General features: G+C 64.3%; 13 protein-coding genes. 6 read left to right on the forward strand and 7 right to left on the reverse strand.

All coding sequences use genetic code 11. The features are described 5' to 3' along the window. Positions 1-64: 64 nt before the first annotated feature. On the reverse strand, positions 65-1,480 hold the full coding sequence (locus tag OKW40_RS09475) for a lactate utilization protein B (protein WP_429489434.1): 1,416 nt from the start codon (positions 1,478-1,480) through the stop codon (positions 65-67). 111 nt (positions 1,481-1,591) lie between these two features. Continuing rightward, entirely contained in the window at positions 1,592-2,314 is a 723-nt protein-coding gene (locus OKW40_RS09480; protein WP_429355763.1) for a (Fe-S)-binding protein, read from the reverse strand. 178 nt (positions 2,315-2,492) lie between these two features. Between OKW40_RS09480 and OKW40_RS09485 the strand changes: the two genes are divergently transcribed. Then, complete coding sequence (locus tag OKW40_RS09485) at positions 2,493-3,323, forward strand: IclR family transcriptional regulator (RefSeq protein WP_090800805.1); 831 nt, start codon at positions 2,493-2,495, stop codon at positions 3,321-3,323. 143 nt (positions 3,324-3,466) lie between these two features. On the opposite strand, the gene pbpG is transcribed toward OKW40_RS09485, so the two are convergent. Then, complete coding sequence (gene pbpG, locus OKW40_RS09490) at positions 3,467-4,657, reverse strand: D-alanyl-D-alanine endopeptidase (RefSeq protein WP_429355764.1); 1,191 nt, start codon at positions 4,655-4,657, stop codon at positions 3,467-3,469. A gap of 745 nt (positions 4,658-5,402) precedes the next feature. On the opposite strand from pbpG, the gene OKW40_RS09495 reads away from it, so the two are divergent. Continuing rightward, the gene (locus tag OKW40_RS09495) at positions 5,403-5,978 is read left to right on the forward strand and encodes a phasin family protein (protein WP_013089827.1); all 576 of its coding nucleotides are present in this window, start codon (positions 5,403-5,405) and stop codon (positions 5,976-5,978) included. A gap of 3 nt (positions 5,979-5,981) precedes the next feature. On the opposite strand, the gene OKW40_RS09500 is transcribed toward OKW40_RS09495, so the two are convergent. The 4 genes from OKW40_RS09500 to aceE all read right to left on the reverse strand — a co-directional run bounded on the left by OKW40_RS09500 (position 5,982) and on the right by aceE (position 12,660). After that, a complete protein-coding gene (locus tag OKW40_RS09500; protein WP_429489437.1) occupies positions 5,982-6,269 on the reverse strand; it encodes a hypothetical protein in 288 nt (95 codons plus the stop codon). 34 nt (positions 6,270-6,303) lie between these two features. Then, positions 6,304-8,082: a dihydrolipoyl dehydrogenase gene (gene lpdA, locus OKW40_RS09505; protein WP_429489439.1), complete on the reverse strand. Its 1,779-nt coding sequence runs from the start codon at positions 8,080-8,082 to the stop codon at positions 6,304-6,306. 133 nt (positions 8,083-8,215) lie between these two features. Further along, positions 8,216-9,880, reverse strand: a complete 1,665-nt coding sequence (gene aceF / locus OKW40_RS09510) for a dihydrolipoyllysine-residue acetyltransferase (protein ID WP_429489441.1) — start codon at positions 9,878-9,880, stop codon at positions 8,216-8,218. A gap of 83 nt (positions 9,881-9,963) precedes the next feature. Continuing rightward, on the reverse strand, positions 9,964-12,660 hold the full coding sequence (gene aceE, locus OKW40_RS09515; RefSeq protein WP_184056410.1) for a pyruvate dehydrogenase (acetyl-transferring), homodimeric type: 2,697 nt from the start codon (positions 12,658-12,660) through the stop codon (positions 9,964-9,966). 275 nt (positions 12,661-12,935) lie between these two features. On the opposite strand from aceE, the gene fixL reads away from it, so the two are divergent. The 4 genes from fixL (at position 12,936) to OKW40_RS09535 (ending at position 19,817) form a co-directional block, all read left to right on the forward strand. Beyond that, on the forward strand, positions 12,936-15,452 hold the full coding sequence (fixL, locus tag OKW40_RS09520; protein ID WP_221309019.1) for a PAS domain-containing sensor histidine kinase: 2,517 nt from the start codon (positions 12,936-12,938) through the stop codon (positions 15,450-15,452). Beyond that, positions 15,449-16,093, forward strand: a complete 645-nt coding sequence (gene fixJ, locus OKW40_RS09525) for an oxygen response regulator transcription factor FixJ (protein WP_062129599.1) — start codon at positions 15,449-15,451, stop codon at positions 16,091-16,093. Before fixL ends, fixJ begins: the two co-directional genes overlap by 4 nt. A 436-nt stretch (positions 16,094-16,529) precedes the next feature. Beyond that, entirely contained in the window at positions 16,530-17,393 is an 864-nt protein-coding gene (gene folD, locus OKW40_RS09530; RefSeq protein WP_184057354.1) for a bifunctional methylenetetrahydrofolate dehydrogenase/methenyltetrahydrofolate cyclohydrolase FolD, read from the forward strand. A 318-nt stretch (positions 17,394-17,711) separates the two neighbouring features. Next, the gene (locus OKW40_RS09535) at positions 17,712-19,817 is read left to right on the forward strand and encodes a M3 family metallopeptidase (protein WP_429489443.1); all 2,106 of its coding nucleotides are present in this window, start codon (positions 17,712-17,714) and stop codon (positions 19,815-19,817) included. Positions 19,818-19,906: the final 89 nt, after the last annotated feature.

Below are 19,906 nucleotides of genomic sequence, written 5' to 3' on the forward strand. Positions count from 1 at the left end.
TTCTTCGCCCATTTCGACGGCTGCGCGAGCGCGCAGCAGTCAAACCAATCCCAATGCCGCCCGGTCAGCCAATATGGCTGCGCTGCGCGGCATACAACTCGCGGAACGTACGACCCACCGGCGCCGGCATGTCGCGCGTATCGGTCCAGCCCGCGCCGCCGAGCGGCAGTTTGGCGATCGACCGATTGCGCCCACCCATGCGCTCCAGCACGCGCACGGCGAGTTTGGTAAAGAGCGCATAGGCATCGGGATGCAGCGCGAGCCAGCCCCACAGCGCCAACCCGGCGCGCTCCTTCCACGGCCGCAGGTGTCGCTCCATCTGCTTTTCGCGCAGCTTGCGCAACAGATCGGACAGCGGGATACCGACCGGGCACACGCTATTGCATTCGCCGCATAACGTCGCCGCTTGCGGCAGGTCGAGCGCCTTGTCGATGCCGACATAGCTCGGCGTCAGCACCGACCCCATCGGCCCCGGATAGACCCAGCCATACGCGTGCCCGCCGATCTTCTGATACACCGGGCAATGGTTCATGCACGCGCCGCAGCGGATGCAGCGAAGCATCTCCTGGAAGTCGCCGCCGATCAGCCCTGTGCGGCCACCGTCGACGAGCACCACGTACATATGCTCGGGCCCATCCTGATCGCCCGCGCCGCGCGGCCCGGTCAGCATCGAAAAATAGTTCGAGGTGGCCTGGCCGGTTGCCGAACGCGGCAGCAGGCGCATAGCCGTCGCGAGATCCTCGAGCGTCGGCAGCACCTTCTCGATGCCGGTGACAGCGACATGCACGCGCGGCATCACCGTGCACATACCTTCGTTGCCCTCGTTGGTCACGAGCGCGACCGAGCCCGTTTCCGCGATGATGAAATTGCCGCCCGTCACGCCCATGTCCGCGCTCAGAAAATGCGGCCGCAGCATCTCGCGCGCCTCACGCGTCATGTCGGGAATCTCGGTGAGCCGCGGCCGGCCGTGCGTCTTCGCGAACAGATCGGCGATCTCGTCCTTATCCTTGTGAACGACCGGCGCGATGATGTGGCTTGGCGGCTCGTTGTCGTTGATCTGCAGGATGTATTCGCCGAGGTCGGTTTCGATCGACTGCACGCCCATCTGCCCGAGCACTTCGTTCAGACGCATTTCCTCGGTGACCATCGACTTGGTCTTGATCACCTTCTTCACGCCGTGCTTGCGCGCAATGTCGCCGACGAGCCGCGCGGCCTCCTGCGTGGTCTCCGCGAACAGCACAGTCACGCCGCGCCGGGTCGCCTCGCGCTCGAAGGTTTCGAGCCACACGTCGAGATTCTCGAGCGCGCGATCACGGCGCTCCTTGAGCGCGGCCCGCGTCGCGGGGAAATCGATCGCGGTCATCGCGCTCGCGCGCGCCGACACGAACTTCGTGGACAGCTTGGTCAGGTTCTGCTGCAGGCGCTGGTCGGCGAGTTTCTGACCGGCGCGAGCCTTGAACTGCATCGATTGGACTTGCATGGCGGCCCTGATGAAATCGCATTGAAAGGCGCGGCGCATTCGCGCCCGACGCAATGCGTGACAGACAAGATAAACGTGACGCGAACAATGGCGGTGTTCGCCGCGCGGGGATTACACGTCGCCGGCCAGCACCTGTGCGATATGCAGCACGCGCGTCGTCGAGTCACCGTTGCGGCGCAGCCGCCCTTCGATATTCAACATGCAGCCGAGGTCGCCGAGCACCACCGCACCGGCGCCGCTCGCGGCGATGTTCGCGCACTTTTCGTCGACGATCGCGGTCGAGATATCGCCGTATTTGACCGCGAAAGTGCCGCCGAAGCCGCAGCAATGCTCGCAGCCTTTCATCTCGGTGACCGCGACGCCGACCTGCGCGAGCAGTTCGCGCGGCTGTTCCTTGACGCCCAGTTCGCGCAAGCCCGAACACGAGTCGTGATAAGTCACCTGTCCCGCGAACTCGCCCGGTTGCAACTGCACCTTCGCGACGTTGACGAGGAAATCCGTCAGCTCGAACACCTTGCCGCGCAGGCGGCCGAAACGGTTCATCAGCTCGGGATCGTCGCGGAACAGGTCGCCGTAGTGCGCGCGGATCATGCCGCCGCACGAGCCCGACGGCACCACCACATAGTCGAACTGTTCGAACTCGCGCAGCGTTTTCTCGGCAAGGTCGCGCGCGAGGTGGCGGTCTCCCGAGTTATACGCAGGTTGCCCGCAACAGGTTTGCGCGGGCGGCACTACGACCTCGAAACCGGCGCCTTCGATCAGCTTGATGACGGAGAAACCGATCTCGGGACGCATCAGGTCAACGAGGCAAGTGACGAACAATCCGACTCGCATGAGCCCTCCTTGCGGGGAAACGTCCCTGATTATCCGCTGTTTGCCGGTGCAATACCAACGGCCGGAAGGCATAGGAAGCACGCCGCACCGGATTCGAAGCGCGCCTCGAAGCGTTCGCTTTTTTCACAATACGAGATACAATCAGTTTTCGCTGTTTGACGCATCCACCGATTCTCATATGAGCGATACGAACCCGGATCCCAAAACTTCGATCCAGGTGATCGAACGCATGATGCGCCTGCTCGACGCACTGGCGGCGCATAGCGACCCGGTCAGCCTGAAAGAACTGGCCATCCGCACGGAGCTGCATCCATCCACCGCGCACCGCATCCTGAACGATATGGTGATGTGCCGGCTGGTCGACCGTTCAGACCCCGGCACCTACCGTCTTGGCATGCGCCTGCTCGAACTGGGCAATCTCGTCAAGGCGCGCCTGTCGGTGCGCGACGCGGCGCTCACGCCGATGCGCGAGCTGCACCGCGAGACCGGGCAGACCGTGAACCTGTCGGTGCGTCAGGGCGACGAAATCGTCTATATCGAACGCGCGTATTCGGAGCGCTCGGGCATGCAGGTGGTGCGGGCGATCGGCGGGCGCGCGCCGCTTCATCTGACCTCGGTCGGCAAGCTGTTCCTCGCGGCCGACGAAGCCACCCGCGTGCGTGCCTACGCAACACGCACCGGTCTGTCGGGCCACACGCAGAACAGCATCACCGATCTCGCGAAACTCGAGCGCGAGCTGTCGCATGTGCGCCAGCAGGCCTGCGCGCGCGACAACGAGGAACTGGAGTTGGGCGTGCGCTGCATCGCCGCCGGCATCTACGACGATACCGGCAAGCTGGTCGCGGGGCTGTCGCTGTCGGCGCCGGCCGATCGTTTGCAGGATTCATGGCTCGGGCAGTTGAGCCAGACCGCGTTGATGATTTCGGAATCGCTCGGCTACCGGCCGCAGCCACAGCAGGACCATGCGCACGGCGGGCACGGCTCACATGGCTCGCATGGCCAGCATTAGTGAAGGGGGCGGCCGCCCAACCGCCGTTGCACCCTTTGCCCTCCCGCCGGCGCCATGAAAAAAGCCTCGCATCCGCGAGGCTTTTTCTTTGCACGTCAGCTGCAGCCGGACTGACTACCACCGGCTGAGTATGCGTTGCTGCATCAGGTACCCGGACCGCCGGCATCGGCGCTCGTGATACGCGGCTGGTCGCCGCCGTTGTCGAGCCACGTACGCAGACGCGTCGCGTCCGCGAAACGCGAGTACTTGCCCGACGAATCGAGCAGCACCAGGATCATCGGCCGGCCGTGGATGGTCGCCTGCATCACGAGACACTCGCCCGCTTCGTTGATGAAGCCGGTCTTCTGCAGACCGATGTCCCACGTCGGGTTGCGCACCAGCGCGTTCGTGCTGTTGTACGCGAGCGTGCGCTTGCCGGTGTACACCTCATAGCTGTGATCGGTCGAGAACTTGCGGATCAACGGGTACTGATACGCCGCGTTGACCATCTTCACGAGATCGCGCGCGCTCGACACGTTCATGCTCGTCAGACCGGTCGGGTTCTCGAAGTGCGTGTCGTTCATGCCGAGCTGCCTGGCCTTCGCGTTCATCGCCGCGAGGAACGCCGGACGGCCGCCCGGGTAGTAGCGCGACAGCGCCGCCGCCGCGCGGTTTTCCGACGCCATCAGCGCAATGTGCAGCATGTCCTCGCGCGACAGCACCGAGCCCACCGACAGACGCGAACCGGTGTTCTTCTCGTAGTCGCGGTCTTCGTCGGTGACTTCGATCTGATCGGTCATCGGCTCTTTCGAATCGAGCACCACCATCGCCGTCATCAGCTTGCTGATCGATGCGATCGGTACCACCGCGCGCGAGTTCTTGTCGAACAGCGTCTCGCCGCTGTTCTGGTCGATCACATAGGCGACGCTCGAGCGCAGCATCAGCGCGTCCGGCGTCTCGTGCAGACCAAATGCCTGGCCGACGCTCGGCTGGCGCGGCTCGTACGCGACGCGTCGCATCACCGAACGGTGTCGGCCGTTCGCCGTGAACGTGACGCGCTTGCGTTTGACGACGGCGTGCGGGGCATCTTCATCCGCCGCAGCGGCTTTCACGGCCTCACCCTTGCCGGCTTTCGCCGCATGGCTCGGCACCTTTCCGGTGGCGGCCGCCTGCGCCGGCTTCCTGGCAGTTTTAGCGTGTTTGGAAATTTTTGCGGATGCAGCAGACGTAGCTGCAAAAGTGCTGACAGGCGTAGCGAACGCCGTTGCGACGGCCAGCGAGACGGCCACCGACAGAGCGGTGCTGCGCGCCGCGCCGTGGAGCACTTTTAGCGACGAAAACATGTCGGTTTTCATGGGTGTTCGATAGGGAGCGGCGAGAGGTTTCCGCAAGTGTAGTAAAGCAACGAAAAATTAGCAATTTGAAGCACTTATACGCGCTCCTTAAACCGGCTTGTCAGCTCCGATCGCGAAAACACGAATAAGTGCCGCGCCTCGATCGAAAAAAACGATCGTCGCCAGCAAGCCTCGCCATCGCCGCCCGGCCCAATCGAGCAGATCATTGCAGGATAACGGCAATTTTGAGACAACCTTGATTCGGGGAAATACTGTCAGAGCACAGGCGGAAACTACCGCGCCGCGCCATGAAGGCGTTGCGAGCGTGCGACGGACTTTTTTAAGTGTCCGACGAAAGTCGCTAACGCGCGTTCGACTGCCATCGTTCTTTAACGTTCCTTGTCATCTTGTGGTTTACATCGAATTGATGATGATCGGTCTTTCAGGGGCGAATCGCTGCCACACGGAAAAATAATCTCCCGACGGCCTGCTGAACGGTTGGTTTATGTCGCACCAGCACGGTGCAACGAGCAATCGTTCCGCGTCATATTAATGACATGCCTACTGTATAACCTATTGTTTTGTCGGCATTTTCTTAACATTGTGCAACGCACAAAAAACGCTTGACATTCCTTGTGGGCATCCTAAAATGGGAACCATTGCTGCGATGCACAAAACATCGCGGTCCGGGGAGACGATGAATCTGCGTCTCGCCACCCACCCAATGCGGTCCGCACAGACCGGCCGCAATCCAGGAGCGTAAACCATGACTCTGCTGACCCCTGAGCAATTCGCCGCAGCCCAGAAAGCCAACTTCGAAACCCTGTTCGGCCTGACGACCAAAGCATTTGAAGGTGTCGAAAAGCTGGTCGAACTGAATCTGCAAGTTGTGAAGTCGACGCTCGCCGAAAGCCAGGAAAATGCCCAACGCGCGCTGTCCGTGAAGGACGCGCAGGAACTGCTGGCACTGCAAGCAAGCCTCGCGCAGCCGGTGGCTGAAAAGGCGCTGTCGTATGGCCGCCATGTGTACGAAATCGTTTCGGCAACGCAGGGTGAATTCACCCGCGTCGCGGAAGCGCAATTCGAAGAGCAAAACCGCAAGGTTCAGGCGCTCGTCGAAAACGTCGCCAAGAACGCACCGGCCGGTTCGGAAACCGCTGTCGCCGTGATGAAGTCGGCTATCACCGCCGCCAACACCACGTACGAAACGGTCCACAAGGCAACCCGCCAGGCTGTCGAAATCGCCGAAAGCAACTTCAACGCAGCTGCAACGGCCGCTTCGAAGGCAGCTTCGCAAGCCGCTGCGCAAGCATCGCGCGCCGCCGCCAAGAAGGCCGTCTAAGCTTCACGCGTCAACGCGCAAGGCTTTATGCCTCGCGTCGTCTTTCACGCCGGCCCAGCCTATGCGCTGCGCCGGCGTTATCGCAAGCAACAGCGTCGTGCCGTTGCCGCTTATACGGTTTGATGAGCCGAACGCTCCGATACGTTGCAATGGCGTATCGTTTGCCCGGCCGCCAAGCCGGGATTTTTTTGCCCGCCACTGGCCGCCACGAAAACAGAAACGGCGCGCTCCGCCATGGAGCGCGCCGTTTTTCTTTGCCGTACGGCTCGACCGGCTTTGCCGCGCCCGCATGTCGTCATGCAGGCGCGGCGCACCGCGTTACTCGTTACTTCTTCTTGACGGGCGGCAGATCGGTACAGACGCCTTCATACAACTCGGCCGCCATGCCGATCGATTCGCCGAGCGTCGGATGCGGATGGATCGTCTTGCCGATATCCGTTGCGTCCGCGCCCATCTCGATCGCGAGGCAGACTTCGCTGATCAGGTCGCCCGCGTTCAGACCGACGATACCGCCGCCGATCACGCGATGCGTTTGCTCATCGAACAGCAGCTTCGTGAAGCCCTCGTCGCGACCGTTGGCGATCGCGCGACCCGATGCGGCCCACGGAAACACCGCCTTGCCGAACTTGACGCCTTCGGCTTTCAGCTGGTCTTCCGTCTTGCCAGCCCAAGCCACTTCCGGATCGGTGTAGGCCACCGACGGAATCTGCAGCGCGTCGAAGTACGCCTTCTCGCCATGCGCGGCTTCCGCCGCCACGTGGCCTTCGTGCACGGCCTTGTGCGCGAGCATCGGCTGACCGACGATGTCGCCGATCGCGAAGATGTGCGGCACATTCGTGCGCTGTTGCCTGTCGACTTCGATGAAGCCGCGATCCGTCGCCGCGACGCCGGCCTTTTCCGCGCCGATCCGCTTGCCGTTCGGCGAGCGGCCGACGGCCACCAGCACGAGGTCGTAGCGTTGCGGCTCGGCCGGCGCCTGCTCGCCCTCGAACGACACGTAGATGCCGTCGTCCTTCGCTTCGGCGGCGATGGTCTTGGTCTTCAGCATCACGTTCGCGAAACGCTTGCTGTTGTACTTCTCCCAGACCTTAACCAGATCGCGGTCCGCGCCGGCCATCAGGACGTCGAGCATTTCGACCACGTCGATGTTCGCGCCGAGCGTCGAGTACACGGTCGCCATTTCGAGACCGATGATGCCGCCGCCGATCACGAGCATGCGCTGCGGAATCTGGCGCAGTTCGAGCGCGCCGGTCGAATCGACGACCCGCGGATCTTCCGGAATGAACGGCAGCTTCACCGCTTCCGAGCCCGCTGCGATGATCGCCTGGTTGAACCTGACGACCTTCTTGCCGCCCTCGGTCTGCACTTCCATGTGGTTCGGATCGACGAACGCACCCGTACCGACCACCACTTCGACCTTGCGCGCCTTCGCCATGCCGGCGAGACCGCCTGTCAGCTTCCTGACCACGCCGGACTTGAAATCGCGCAGCTTGTCGAGATCGATCTGCGGCTTGCCGAACGTGATGCCGTGCGCGGCAAGATCAGCCGCTTCGTCGATGACGAGCGCGGTGTGCAGCAGCGCCTTCGACGGGATGCAGCCGACGTTCAGACACACGCCGCCGAGCGTCGGATAACGCTCGACCAGCACGGTCTTCATGCCGAGGTCGGCGGAGCGGAACGCGGCCGAATAACCGCCGGGGCCCGAACCGAGCACGAGCATGTCGCACTCGATGTCGGCGCTGCCCGAATAGCTGCCGGCTTGCGCAGCCGCTGCGGCGGCCTTCGGCGCCGCAGCGGCGGGCGCCGGCGCGGGAGCCGCCTTCTCGGGCGCTTTCGGCTCCGCAGCGGGCGCAGCCGCGCCGCCCGCCGTTGCCTCGACGAGCGCGATGACCGTGCCCTGCGAGACCTTGTCGCCCGGCTTGATACGCACTTCCTTGACGGTGCCGGCGGTATCGCTCGGCACTTCCATCGACGCCTTGTCGGATTCGAGCGTCAGCAGCGACTGCTCTTTTTCGATGGTGTCGCCCGGCTTGATGTTGACTTCGATGACGTCGACGTCCTTGAAGTCACCGATGTCCGGCACTTTTACTTCGACGAGACTCATGGTGTCCCCTTCTCTTATTGATCGATGATGAGCGGCGCCTTCGACGCGCGCAGCGCACGCGAACGCGCGGACGGCGCGACGCGGATCGGTCGAAACCATCCGAGCGCCCGCGCCGGCGGACCTCACCAGCCGGTCAAAGAATCACACGCCGGAAATCGGCAAGAATCGAACCGAGGTATGCGTTGAAGCGCGCGGCTTCCGCTCCGTCGATCACGCGATGGTCGTACGACAGCGACAGCGGCATGGTCAGGCGCGGCTCGAACTGCTTGCCGTCCCACACCGGCTTCATCGCGCTGCGCGACAGGCCGAGAATCGCGACTTCAGGCGCATTGATGATCGGCGTGAAGTGCGTGCCGCCGATACCGCCCAGCGACGAGATCGAGAAGCAGCCGCCCTGCATCTGGTCCGGCTTCAGCTTGCCCTCGCGCGCGGCCTTCGACAGGTCGGCCATTTCCTTCGCGATGTCGACGAGGCCCTTCTTGTCCGCGTCGCGAATCACCGGCACCATGAGGCCGTTCGGCGTGTCGGCGGCAAAACCGATGTGGTAGTACTGCTTGAACACCAGGTTGTCGCCGTCGAGGCTCGCGTTGAAGGTCGGGAATTTCTTCAGGGCCGCCACGCAGGCCTTGATCACGAACGCGAGCATCGTGAACTTGACGCCCGCCTTCTCGTGTTCCTTGTTCAGCTTGACGCGCAGCGCTTCGAGCTCGGTGATGTCCGCTTCGTCGTTGTTCGTGACGTGCGGGATCATGACCCAGTTGCGATGCAGGTTCGCGCCCGAGATCTTCTTGATGCGCGACAACGGCTTCGGATCGATCGGACCGAACTTCGTGAAGTCGACCTTCGGCCACGGCAGCAGATTCAGCTCGCCACCGCCGGCGGCCGGCGCGGCCGCACCAGCCGGCGCCGCGCGCTGGCCCGTCATCACGCCCTTCACGAACGCGGTCACGTCGGCCTGCGTAATGCGGCCCTTCGGACCGGTGCCCTTCACCTGGCCGACGTCCACCCCGAGTTCGCGCGCGAACTTGCGCACCGACGGCGACGCATGGCTCGGATGACGCGAGCCGCCTTCTCCAGCCGGGATCAGCGGCGCCTGCGCGAGCGCGGACGGCGCGGCCGGTGCCGGGGTCGGCGTGGCCGGCGCGTCGAACGGCTTTTCAGTCGGCGCCTTCGCGGCCGGTGCCGGCGCGGGTGCCGGGGCAGCGCCGCCTTCCGCTTCGATCACGACGATGACCGAGCCTTCCGACACGGTATCGCCAACCTTCACCTTCACTTCCTTGACGACGCCGGCGGCCGAGCTGGGCACATCCATCGTCGCCTTGTCGGATTCGAGCGTGACGAGCGACTGTTCCTTCTCGACACGATCGCCGACCTTCACCGCGATCTCGATCACGGGAACGTCTTTGTAGTCGCCGATATCCGGCACCTTGATTTCCTGCACGCCACCGCCTGCTGCCGCGGGTGCGGGCGCCGCAGCGGGAGCTGCCGCCGGCGCAGGAGCAGGAGCCGGTGCGGCAGCCGGCGCGGGCGCCGCGGCAGCGGCAGCGGCAGCGGCGTTGGCGCCTTCCAGCACGATGATCAGCGTGCCTTCGGACACCGCATCGCCGACCTTGACCTTCACTTCCTTGACGACGCCGTCGGCCGAGCTCGGCACATCCATCGTCGCCTTGTCGGATTCCAGCGTAACGAGCGATTGCTCTTTTTCGACGGTGTCACCCGCCTTCACCAGCACCTCGATCACAGGGATGTCCTTGTAATCGCCGATGTCCGGCACCTTGACTTCGATCGCTTGACTCATTGTTAGTGTCTCCTGGGCCGCGCACGCCGCCGGCCCCTCGCGATGAGGAGCAAGCGCGTGCATCGTGGCACACGGGTGATGCCTTAGACGGTCATCGGGTTGGGTTTGGCGGGATCAAGGTTGTACTTCTTGAGCGCCTCGGCGACCACCTTGCGTTCGATCGTGCCTTCGTCCGCCAGCGCGTTCAGAGCGGCGACCGTGACCCAGTAGCGATCGACTTCGAAGAAGTGACGCAGCTTCTCGCGCGTGTCCGAACGGCCGTAGCCGTCGGTGCCCAGCACGACGAACTTCTGCGGCACGAACGCGCGGATCTGCTCGGTCAGCGCGCGCACGTAGTCGGTCGATGCGATGACCGGACCCGGCGCATCCTTCAACAGCTTCTCGACGTGCGACAGCTTCTTCTCTTCGGTCGGGTGCAACAGGTTCCAGCGCTGCACTTCGTGACCTTCGCGCGCGAGCTCGGTGAAGCTCGGCACGCTCCACAGGTCGGCGTTGACGCCCCAGTCGTTTTTCAGCAGGTCGGCCGCGGCGATCACTTCGTTGAAGATCGTGCCCGCGCCCATCAGCTGCACGTGCGGCGCCTTTTTATCGGCTGCGGTCTTGCTGAACGAGTACATGCCCTTGATGATGTCGGCCGCCACGGTCTCGCCCTGCGGGATCGCCGGGTGCTCGTAGTTCTCGTTCATCACGGTGACGTAGTAGTAGACGTCTTCCTGGTCGGCGACCATGCGGCGCAGACCGTCCTGCACGATGACCGCGAGTTCGTAGCCGAACGTCGGGTCGTAGCTGATGCAGTTCGGCACCGAAGCCGCCCACATCAGCGAGTGGCCGTCTTCGTGTTGCAGGCCTTCGCCGTTCAGCGTCGTGCGGCCCGCCGTGCCGCCCAGCAGGAAGCCGCGCGAGCGCATGTCGCCAGCGGCCCATGCGAGGTCGCCGATGCGCTGGAAACCGAACATCGAGTAGAAGATGTAGAACGGGATCATGATCTCGCCGTGCGTCGAGTACGACGTCGCGGCCGCGATCCAGTCGGCCATGCCGCCGGCTTCGTTGATGCCCTCCTGCAGGATCTGACCGGTCTCCGACTCACGGTAGAACATCAGCTGGTCGGAATCTTCCGGCACGTACTTCTGGCCGTCCTGATTCCAGATACCGATCTGACGGAACAGACCTTCCATGCCGAACGTACGCGATTCATCCGGCACGATCGGCACGACGCGCTTGCCGAGCGTCTTGTCCTTCAGCAGGATGTTCAGGATCCGCACGAACGCCATCGTCGTGGAGATCTCGCGGCCTTCGCCCGTGCCCTTCAACAGCGGCTCGAATGCCGACAGTTCCGGCACCGGCAGCGACTCGGCCTTCTGACGACGCGCCGGCAGATAGCCGCCCAGGTCCATGCGCTTCTGGCGCATGTATTCGAGTTCCTTCGAGCCTTCCTCGAACGTCAGGTACGGCACGTCGACGATCTGCTCGTCCGTGATCGGCAGACGGAACTGGTCGCGGAACTTCTTCAGCTGCTCCACCTGCATCTTCTTCTGCTGGTGGGTGATGTTCATCGCCTGGCCGGCTTCGCCCATGCCGTAGCCCTTGATCGTCTTCGCGAGGATGACGGTCGGCTGGCCCTTCGAATTCGTCGCTTCCGTGAACGCCGCGTAGATCTTGTGCGGATCATGGCCTCCGCGGTTCAGATTCCAGATGTCGTCGTCGGACCAGTCGGCGACCAGCGCCTTCAGTTCCGGCGTGTTGAAGAAGTGTTCGCGCACGAACGCGCCCGACTCCGACTTGTACGTCTGGTACTCGCCGTCGACGACTTCCATCATGCGGCGCATCAGCGCGCCCGACTTGTCGCGCGCGAACAGCGCGTCCCAGCGGCTGCCCCAGATGACCTTGATCACGTTCCAGCCGGCGCCGCGGAATTCGCTTTCGAGTTCCTGGATGATCTTGCCGTTGCCGCGCACCGGACCGTCGAGACGCTGCAGGTTGCAGTTGATCACGAACACGAGGTTGTCCAGACGCTCGCGGCCGGCCATGCCGATCGCGCCGAGCGATTCCGGCTCGTCCGTTTCGCCGTCGCCGAGGAAGGCCCAGACCTTGCGGCCGTCGGTCTTCGCGATGCCGCGCGCCTGCAGGTACTTCATGAAGCGCGCCTGGTAGATCGCCATGATCGGGCCCAGGCCCATCGACACGGTCGGGAATTGCCAGAAGTCCGGCATCAGCCACGGATGCGGATACGACGAGATGCCCTCGCCGCCGACTTCCTGGCGGAAGTTGTCGAGCTGCTTGTCGGTCAGGCGACCGAGCAGGAACGCGCGCGAGTAGACACCCGGCGACGAGTGGCCCTGCACGAACACGAGGTCACCGCCGTGCTCGGCCGACGGTGCGTGCCAGAAGTGGTTGTAGCCGACGTCGTACAGCGTGGCGGCCGATGCGAACGACGCGATGTGGCCGCCGACGTTGGTTTCCTTGCCGGCGCGCAGCACCATCGCCATCGCGTTCCAGCGGGTGTACGAGCGGATACGGTGTTCGATGTCCTGGTCGCCGGGGTTCTTGGCCTGGCGCGCGACCGGAATCGTGTTGATGTAAGGAGTGTTAGCGGAGAACGGCAGATGTTCGCCGTGCACGCGTGCGAATTCGATCTGTTTTTCGATCAGGTAGTGGGCACGGTCAGGGCCTACTGCAGAAATCACGCCATCCAGCGCTTCCAGCCATTCGCCGGTTTCCTGGGGATCGTCGTCTTTATCGGCGGCGACATATTTCATGACTTCGTCGGGTACAGCGGACATGCTCGTCTCCTGGGTATGGGGAACGCACTTTGAACAGACGACGCGGACGCAGGAACGGCCGCGGCAGCTCCGGCCGATTGTAATAAGGGTCCCGACGTCAGCGCAACCAAATTTTCAAATTACGAGATCAATTCTCATAATGCGGAAAATTGCTGCGACGCAACCTGGTTTGACTGCCGATCGACTGATCCGCCGGCTAGTTTGCGCCGATTAACTGCACTTTCCGTGCTTTTTTGCGCCATTTGTCGGGGACGTGCTGAGCTACAATGCCACGCATGTTGACCGAACGGCTCTTCTCTCGCTCGGCGCGCACCGCGGGTTCGCCGGCGGATTCGTCGCCGTCCTCGCGCTGGCACCACGGACCCTGGTGGTCCAATTCCTATTTGCTGACGCCGCTCCTGTCGATCCTGGTGTTCCTGGTCGTCATGAGCCTGATTCTGTGGAGTCTGAACCGGCGCGAGCAGCAACAGCAGGAAGACACGCTGTACCGCAACGTCGCGTGGGCGCAGCAGCAGATCCGCCTGTCGATGACGGGCGCGCAAGAGCAGATCCAGGCACTCGCGCGCGACCTCGCCGCCGGCCATGCCGACGAGCATTCGTTCCAGGTGAGCACCACGGACATCATGCAGGGGCATCCTGAGATCCTCTACATGAACTGGTACACGGGCCAGCAGCAGCCGCGCTGGCCCAACGCCGCGCCGCCGGTGCTCGGCCAGCGGCTCGCGCGTCCGAACGACGCGCAGATGGACGAAGCTGTCAAGGCCGGCTTCGCCGAGGCGCGCAACACGCGCCGCCAGGTGTACTCGCCGCTCATCTACGACGACCTCGGCAACGGCTTCATCACGCTGCAAACGCCGATCTTCCGCGACCGCGATTTCCTCGGCACCATCGCCGCGGTGTTCTCGGTGGAAGGCATTCTGAAGCGCGACATCCCGCCCGAGCTGTCGGCCAAATACAAGATCTCGATCATCGACGCGAACAACCGCGAGTTGACCACCACGTCGACCCGCCCGCGCCTGCCGCGCGACATGTTCTACGACCTGCCGCTCGACCCGCCGGGCCAGGGCATTTCGGTGCGCGTGTACGCGTTCCCGCAGATCACCAACTTCACGAACAACACGCTGGTGTGGCTGGTGGCCGGCCTCTCCTGCTTCGTACTGTGGAGCCTGTGGAGTCTGTGGAAGCACACGCGTCAGCGCTTCGAGGCGCAGCAGGCGCTCTACGCGGAAGCGTTTTTCCGCCGCGCGATGGAAAACTCGGTGCTGATCGGCATGCGCGTGCTCGACATGCACGGCCGCATCACGCACGTGAACCCGGCGTTCTGCCGCATGACCGGCTGGGACGAAAGCGACCTCGTCGGCAAGAGCGCGCCGTTCGCCTACTGGCCGCGCGACGCGTACCCCGAGATGCAGCGTCAGCTCGACATGACGCTGCGCGGCAAGGCGCCCTCGTCCGGCTTCGAGCTGCGCGTGCGGCGCAAGGACAGCTCGACGTTCCACGCGCGGCTCTACGTGTCGCCGCTGATCGACAGCTCGGGCCGCCAGACCGGCTGGATGTCGTCGATGACCGACATCACCGAGCCGAAGCGCGCGCGCGAAGAGCTCGCCGCCGCCCACGAACGCTTCACGACCGTGCTCGAAAGCCTCGACGCGGCGGTGTCCGTGCTCGCCGCCGACGAAGCCGAGCTGCTGTTCGCGAACCGCTATTACCGGCATCTGTTCGGCATCCGCCCGGACGGCCACCTCGAACTCGCGGGCGGCGGCTTCGACGCCTCGCAGGCGTCGTCCGATTCGATCGACATGGTCGACACCTTCGTCGGCCTGCCCGCCGCCGCGCTGACCGAAAGCGCCGCCGACGCGCAGGAAATCTACATCCCCGGCATCCAGAAGTGGTTCGAGGTGCGACGCCAGTACATCCAGTGGGTCGACGGCCACCTCGCGCAGATGCAGATCGCGACCGACATCACGACCCGCAAGCGCGCGCAGGAACTCGCGCGCCAGCAGGACGAGAAGTTGCAGTTCACGAGCCGCCTGATGACGATGGGTGAAATGGCCTCGTCGCTCGCGCACGAACTGAACCAGCCGCTCGCCGCCATCAATAACTATTGCTCCGGAACCGTCGCACTGGTTAAATCCGGTCGAACGACGCCCGACAATCTGCTGCCGGTGCTCGAAAAGACCGCGCAGCAGGCGGTGCGCGCCGGCATGATCATCAAGCGTATCCGCGAGTTCGTGAAGCGCAGCGAACCGAAGCGGCAGGCCACGCGGGTCGCGGATATCGTCGCGGACGCGGTGGGTCTCGCCGAAATCGAGGCAAGGAAGCGGCGCATTCGCATCGTTACCGATCTGCGCTCGCGGCTGCCGGTGATCTACGTCGATCCGGTGCTGATCGAGCAGGTGCTCGTGAACCTGCTGAAGAACGGCGTCGAAGCGATGGCCGAAGCGCGCCCGAACGCGGTCGACCCAGTCATCCGCGTAGTCGTGCGACTGGAGAGCGGCTTCGTCTGCATCAGCGTCGTCGACCAGGGGCCCGGCGTCGACGAAGCGACCGCCGAGCGTCTGTTCGAACCGTTTTACAGCACCAAGTCCGATGGCATGGGCATGGGGCTGAACATTTGCCGTTCGATTATCGAATCGCACCGCGGCCGTCTGTGGGTGGTCAACAACGTCGAATCCGACGGCCACATCACGGGCGCCACGTTCCATTGCAGTCTGCCCATTGGGGAGCCTGACGGCCCGAGCAACGGCGGGTCCGAGGCGCCGATACCACAAACCGTTACGGGAGAGCTATGAACAGCCCAGTCACCACACAGGAAACCGTCTTTGTCGTCGACGACGACGAGGCCGTGCGAGATTCGCTGCGCTGGCTGCTGGAGGCGAACGGCTACCGCGTTCAGTGCTTCTCGAGCGCCGAGCAGTTCATCGACGCATGGCAGCCGCATCAGCATCCGGGCCAGATCGCGTGTCTGATCCTCGACGTGCGGATGTCCGGCATGAGCGGGCTCGAGTTGCAGGAACGCCTGATCGCCGACAACGCGTCGCTGCCGATCATCTTCGTGACGGGCCACGGCGACGTGCCGATGGCGGTGTCGACGATGAAAAAAGGCGCGATGGACTTCATCGAAAAGCCGTTCGACGAAGCCGAACTGCGCAAGCTCGTCGAGCGCATGCTCGACAAGGCACGCAGCGAAAGCACCAGCGTCCAGCAGCAGCGCGCCGCGGCCGAGCGCCTCGGCAAGTTGACCGCGCGCGAGCATCAGGTGCTCGAGCGGATCATCGCGGGCCGCCTGAACAAGCAGATCGCCGACGACCTCGGCATCAGCATCAAGACGGTCGAAGCGCATCGCGCGAACATCATGGAAAAGCTGAACGTCAATACGGTCGCCGATCTGCTGCGACTCGCGCTGTCGAACAAGCCGCAAACGGCGCAGTAACAGAGGCACGGGCGGCCCTTCGTTCGGAGGGGCCGTTGGTACGCAACCGCCACGCGTGGCGGTTGCGTCGCCGGTTCGCGACGGCCTGACCGACGCCGAGTCCGGCGTGCGGGTGGCGTGCGAGCGGCCTGCCCCGCCGCTCGCAGTGCGCTTCCTGGCCGCCACAGGGCCGCCGCCTCACATCCCGGACGCTCCCACGCGCGCCGCGCGCCCCGAATCCACTGCGAAAGCGCGCCCCCGCGCCGGTATAATGTCGGACTTCGCAGCGGCGCCTTGCCCGAACCGGCAGCGCGCCTGTCGCAGGGCGACGTGGCTCCGTCAGCCAGCCGAAGCACGCCGTCGCGCGCCCCTCCGCGCGAGCGCTTCGCCCCGCCTGCCAAATCGCCTGTCCCGACCTGATTCCCGATCCCAATCTCGACCCAACGTTCGACCGACCATGACAGCCAAACTGATCGACGGCCTCGCCCTCTCCAAGACCCTGCGCGCCGACGTCGCGGCGCGCGCCGCCGCCCTGACCGCCCGCGGTCATCAGCCGGGCCTCGCCGTGATTCTGGTCGGCGCCAATCCGGCCAGCGAAGTGTATGTGCGCAACAAGGTGAAGGCCTGCCACGACAACGGCCTCGGCTCGTCGTTCGACCGCTATCCGGCCGATCTGCCCGAAGCCGACCTGCTCGCGCGCATCGACGAGCTGAATCGCGATCCGGCCATCCACGGCATTCTCGTGCAGCTGCCGCTGCCGAAGCACATCGACAGCCACAAGGTGATCGAGGCGATCGCGCCCGAGAAGGACGTCGACGGTTTCCACGTCGCCAATGCGGGCGCGCTGATGACGGGTCAGCCGCTGTTCCGTCCGTGCACGCCGTACGGCGTGATGAAGATGTTCGCGGCCTACGGCATCGATCTGAAGGGCGCGAACGCGGTCGTGATCGGCCGCTCGAACATCGTCGGCAAGCCGATGGCGCTGCTGCTGCTCGAAGCGGGCGCGACCGTCACGATCTGCCACAGCAAGACGCGCGATCTGGCCGCGCACACGCGCAACGCCGACGTCGTGGTCGCCGCGACCGGTCTGCGCAACATCCTGACCGCGGACATGGTGAAGCCGGGCGCGACCGTGATCGACGTCGGCATGAATCGCGACGACGCCGGCAAGCTGTGCGGCGACGTCGACTTCGCGGGTGTCAAGGAAGTGGCCGGCCATATCACGCCGGTGCCGGGCGGCGTCGGCCCGATGACGATCACGATGCTGCTCGTCAACACGATCGAAGCGGCCGAGCGCGAGGCGGACGCGGCCAAGGCGTAACCGCCGGGCGGTGAGCGCGAGGCGGAGTGAGGCGACTCATCCGTCTCGTCCACCGGGTCATCACCCGCCCTTCTCTCTCGCAGAACCACCGCCTCCTTACCGCGTCGCCGGATCCCGCGGCCCACGCCACGCCCCAACGCGCGCCCAACGCGCCGCAACATCTGTTAATTTGTCAGCCGATGGATTGGAATCGGCGCCCCCCGCCCCAATAATGTCCGTAGCCGGTGCCGCCATGCGCCGGGCGTCGAGCGACCCAGCACGAGACGGCACGCGCGAGCGCCGCACCGCCCCCTTCACCCGCGTCAGACAGGAAGCCTTATGTCCACTACCGCCACGCATCAAGACAACCCGCTTCTCGATTTTTCCGATCTGCCGCGCTTTGGCTCCATCCGACCCGAACACGTGACGCCCGCCCTCGACGTGCTGCTCGCCGACGCGGCGGCCGCCGTCGAGCGTGCCGCGCTGCCGGCCACGCCCGCGTCGTGGGCCGACGTCGTCGAACCGGTCGAGCGCGCCACCGAGCCGCTGTCGCGCGCGTGGAGCGTGATCGGTCATCTCAATGCCGTCGCCGATACGCCCGAGCTACGCGCCGTGTACGGCGAAAACCTGCCGCGCGTGACCGAGTTCTGGTCGAGCGTCGGCCAGAATCTCGCGCTCTACGAGAAGTACAAGGCACTGAACGCCAGCGACGAGTTCGCATCGCTGAACGGCGAACGCAAGAAGATCCTCAGCAACGCGCTGCGTGATTTCCGTCTGTCGGGCGCCGAGTTGCCGGAAGACCAGAAGCCGCGTTTCGCCGAATTGCAGGAGCGCCAGGCGGCGCTGTCGAAGGCGTTTTCGGATCACGTGCTCGATGCGACCAACGCGTATGCGTACATCGTCGATCCGGGCAACGAAACGCAACTGGCGGGACTGCCCGAAGACGTGATCGAAGCCGCGAAGGAAGCCGCCGAGCGAGACGGCAAGACTGGCTACAAGTTCACGCTGCACTTCCCGTCTTATTTCCCGGTCATGCAGTACTCGGAAAACCGTCCGATGCGCGAAGCGATGTATCGCGCCTATGTGACGCGCGCGTCCGAGCTCGGCGCGCAATACGGCAACGGCAAGACCGAGTGGGACAACACCCAGGTGCTCGCCGACGAACTGAAGCTGCGCGCCGAAGAAGCGCAGATGCTCGGCTACGACAACTTCGCCGAAGTGTCGCTCGCGCCGAAGATGGCCGAATCGCCGGCGCAGGTAATGGCCTTCCTCGAAGACCTCGCGACGCGCGCGCGTCCGCATGCCGAGCAGGACTGGAAAGAGCTGCGCGAATTTGCCGCGAGCGAACTCGGCATGACCGATCTGCAGCCGTGGGACATGACGTTCGCCGCCGAGCGCCTGCGCCAGAAGCGCTATTCGTTCTCGGAAAACGAAGTGAAGCAGTACTTCCCGGAAGACGCGGTGTTCAAGGGCCTGTTCAAGGTCACCGAGACGCTGTTTGGCGTGCGCATCCGCCGCGACGAAGCGGCCGTCTGGCATCCGGACGTGCGCTTCTTCCGCGTCGAGAATCAGGACGGCGGCCTCGTCGCGCAGTTCTATCTCGACCTCTATGCACGCGAAGGCAAGCGCGGCGGTGCATGGATGGACGACGCGCGCGGCCGTCACAAGCTCGCGCATGGCGCGGTGCAAACGCCGGTCGCGTATCTGACCTGTAATTTCTCGGCGCCGGTCGGCGGCAAGCCCGCCTGCTTCACGCACGACGAAGTGATCACGCTGTTCCATGAGTTCGGCCACGGCTTGCATCACATGCTCACGCGCGTCGATGAGCTCGGCGTGTCGGGCATCAACGGCGTCGAATGGGATGCGGTCGAGCTGCCTTCGCAGTTCATGGAGAACTTCTGCTGGGAGTGGGACGTGCTGTCCGACATGACCTCGCACGTCGATACCGCGAAGCCGCTGCCGCGCGAGCTGTTCGACAAGATGCTCGCCGCGAAGAACTTCCAGAGCGGCCTCGGCACGCTGCGGCAGATCGTGTTCTCGATGTTCGACATGCAACTGCATACCGGCTTCGACGCGAACGGTGCGAAGAGCGCCAACGAACTCGCGCGCGAAATCAACGAACGCTTCCACGTCGTGCCGCAAGCGCCGTTCTCGCGTTGGCCGAATACGTTCAGCCATATTTTCGCGGGTGGTTACGCGGCCGGCTACTACAGCTACAAGTGGGCTGAAGTGCTGTCGGCCGACGCGTACGCGGCGTTCGAGGAAGCCGCGCAAGCCGTGGGCAGCGTGCTCGATCAGTCGACCGGCATGCGTTATCGTCGCGAGATTCTCGAAGTGGGCGGCAGCCGTCCGGCGATGGAATCGTTCAAGGCGTTCCGTGGCCGCGAGCCGAATATCGATGCGCTGCTGCGGCATAACGGCATGGCGCCGGGTGCCGCGCACTGAGCGATTGAAACGTCGCGATGATCGTTCGTTCGGCCTGGATGCGATGGCGCTGAATGAACGATGCTGATAGAAAAACCGGCGGTCTGCTC

Origin of the sequence: Paraburkholderia sp. RAU6.4a, assembly GCF_050435625.1 — a bacterium.
Taxonomy (GTDB): domain Bacteria; phylum Pseudomonadota; class Gammaproteobacteria; order Burkholderiales; family Burkholderiaceae; genus Paraburkholderia; species Paraburkholderia tuberum.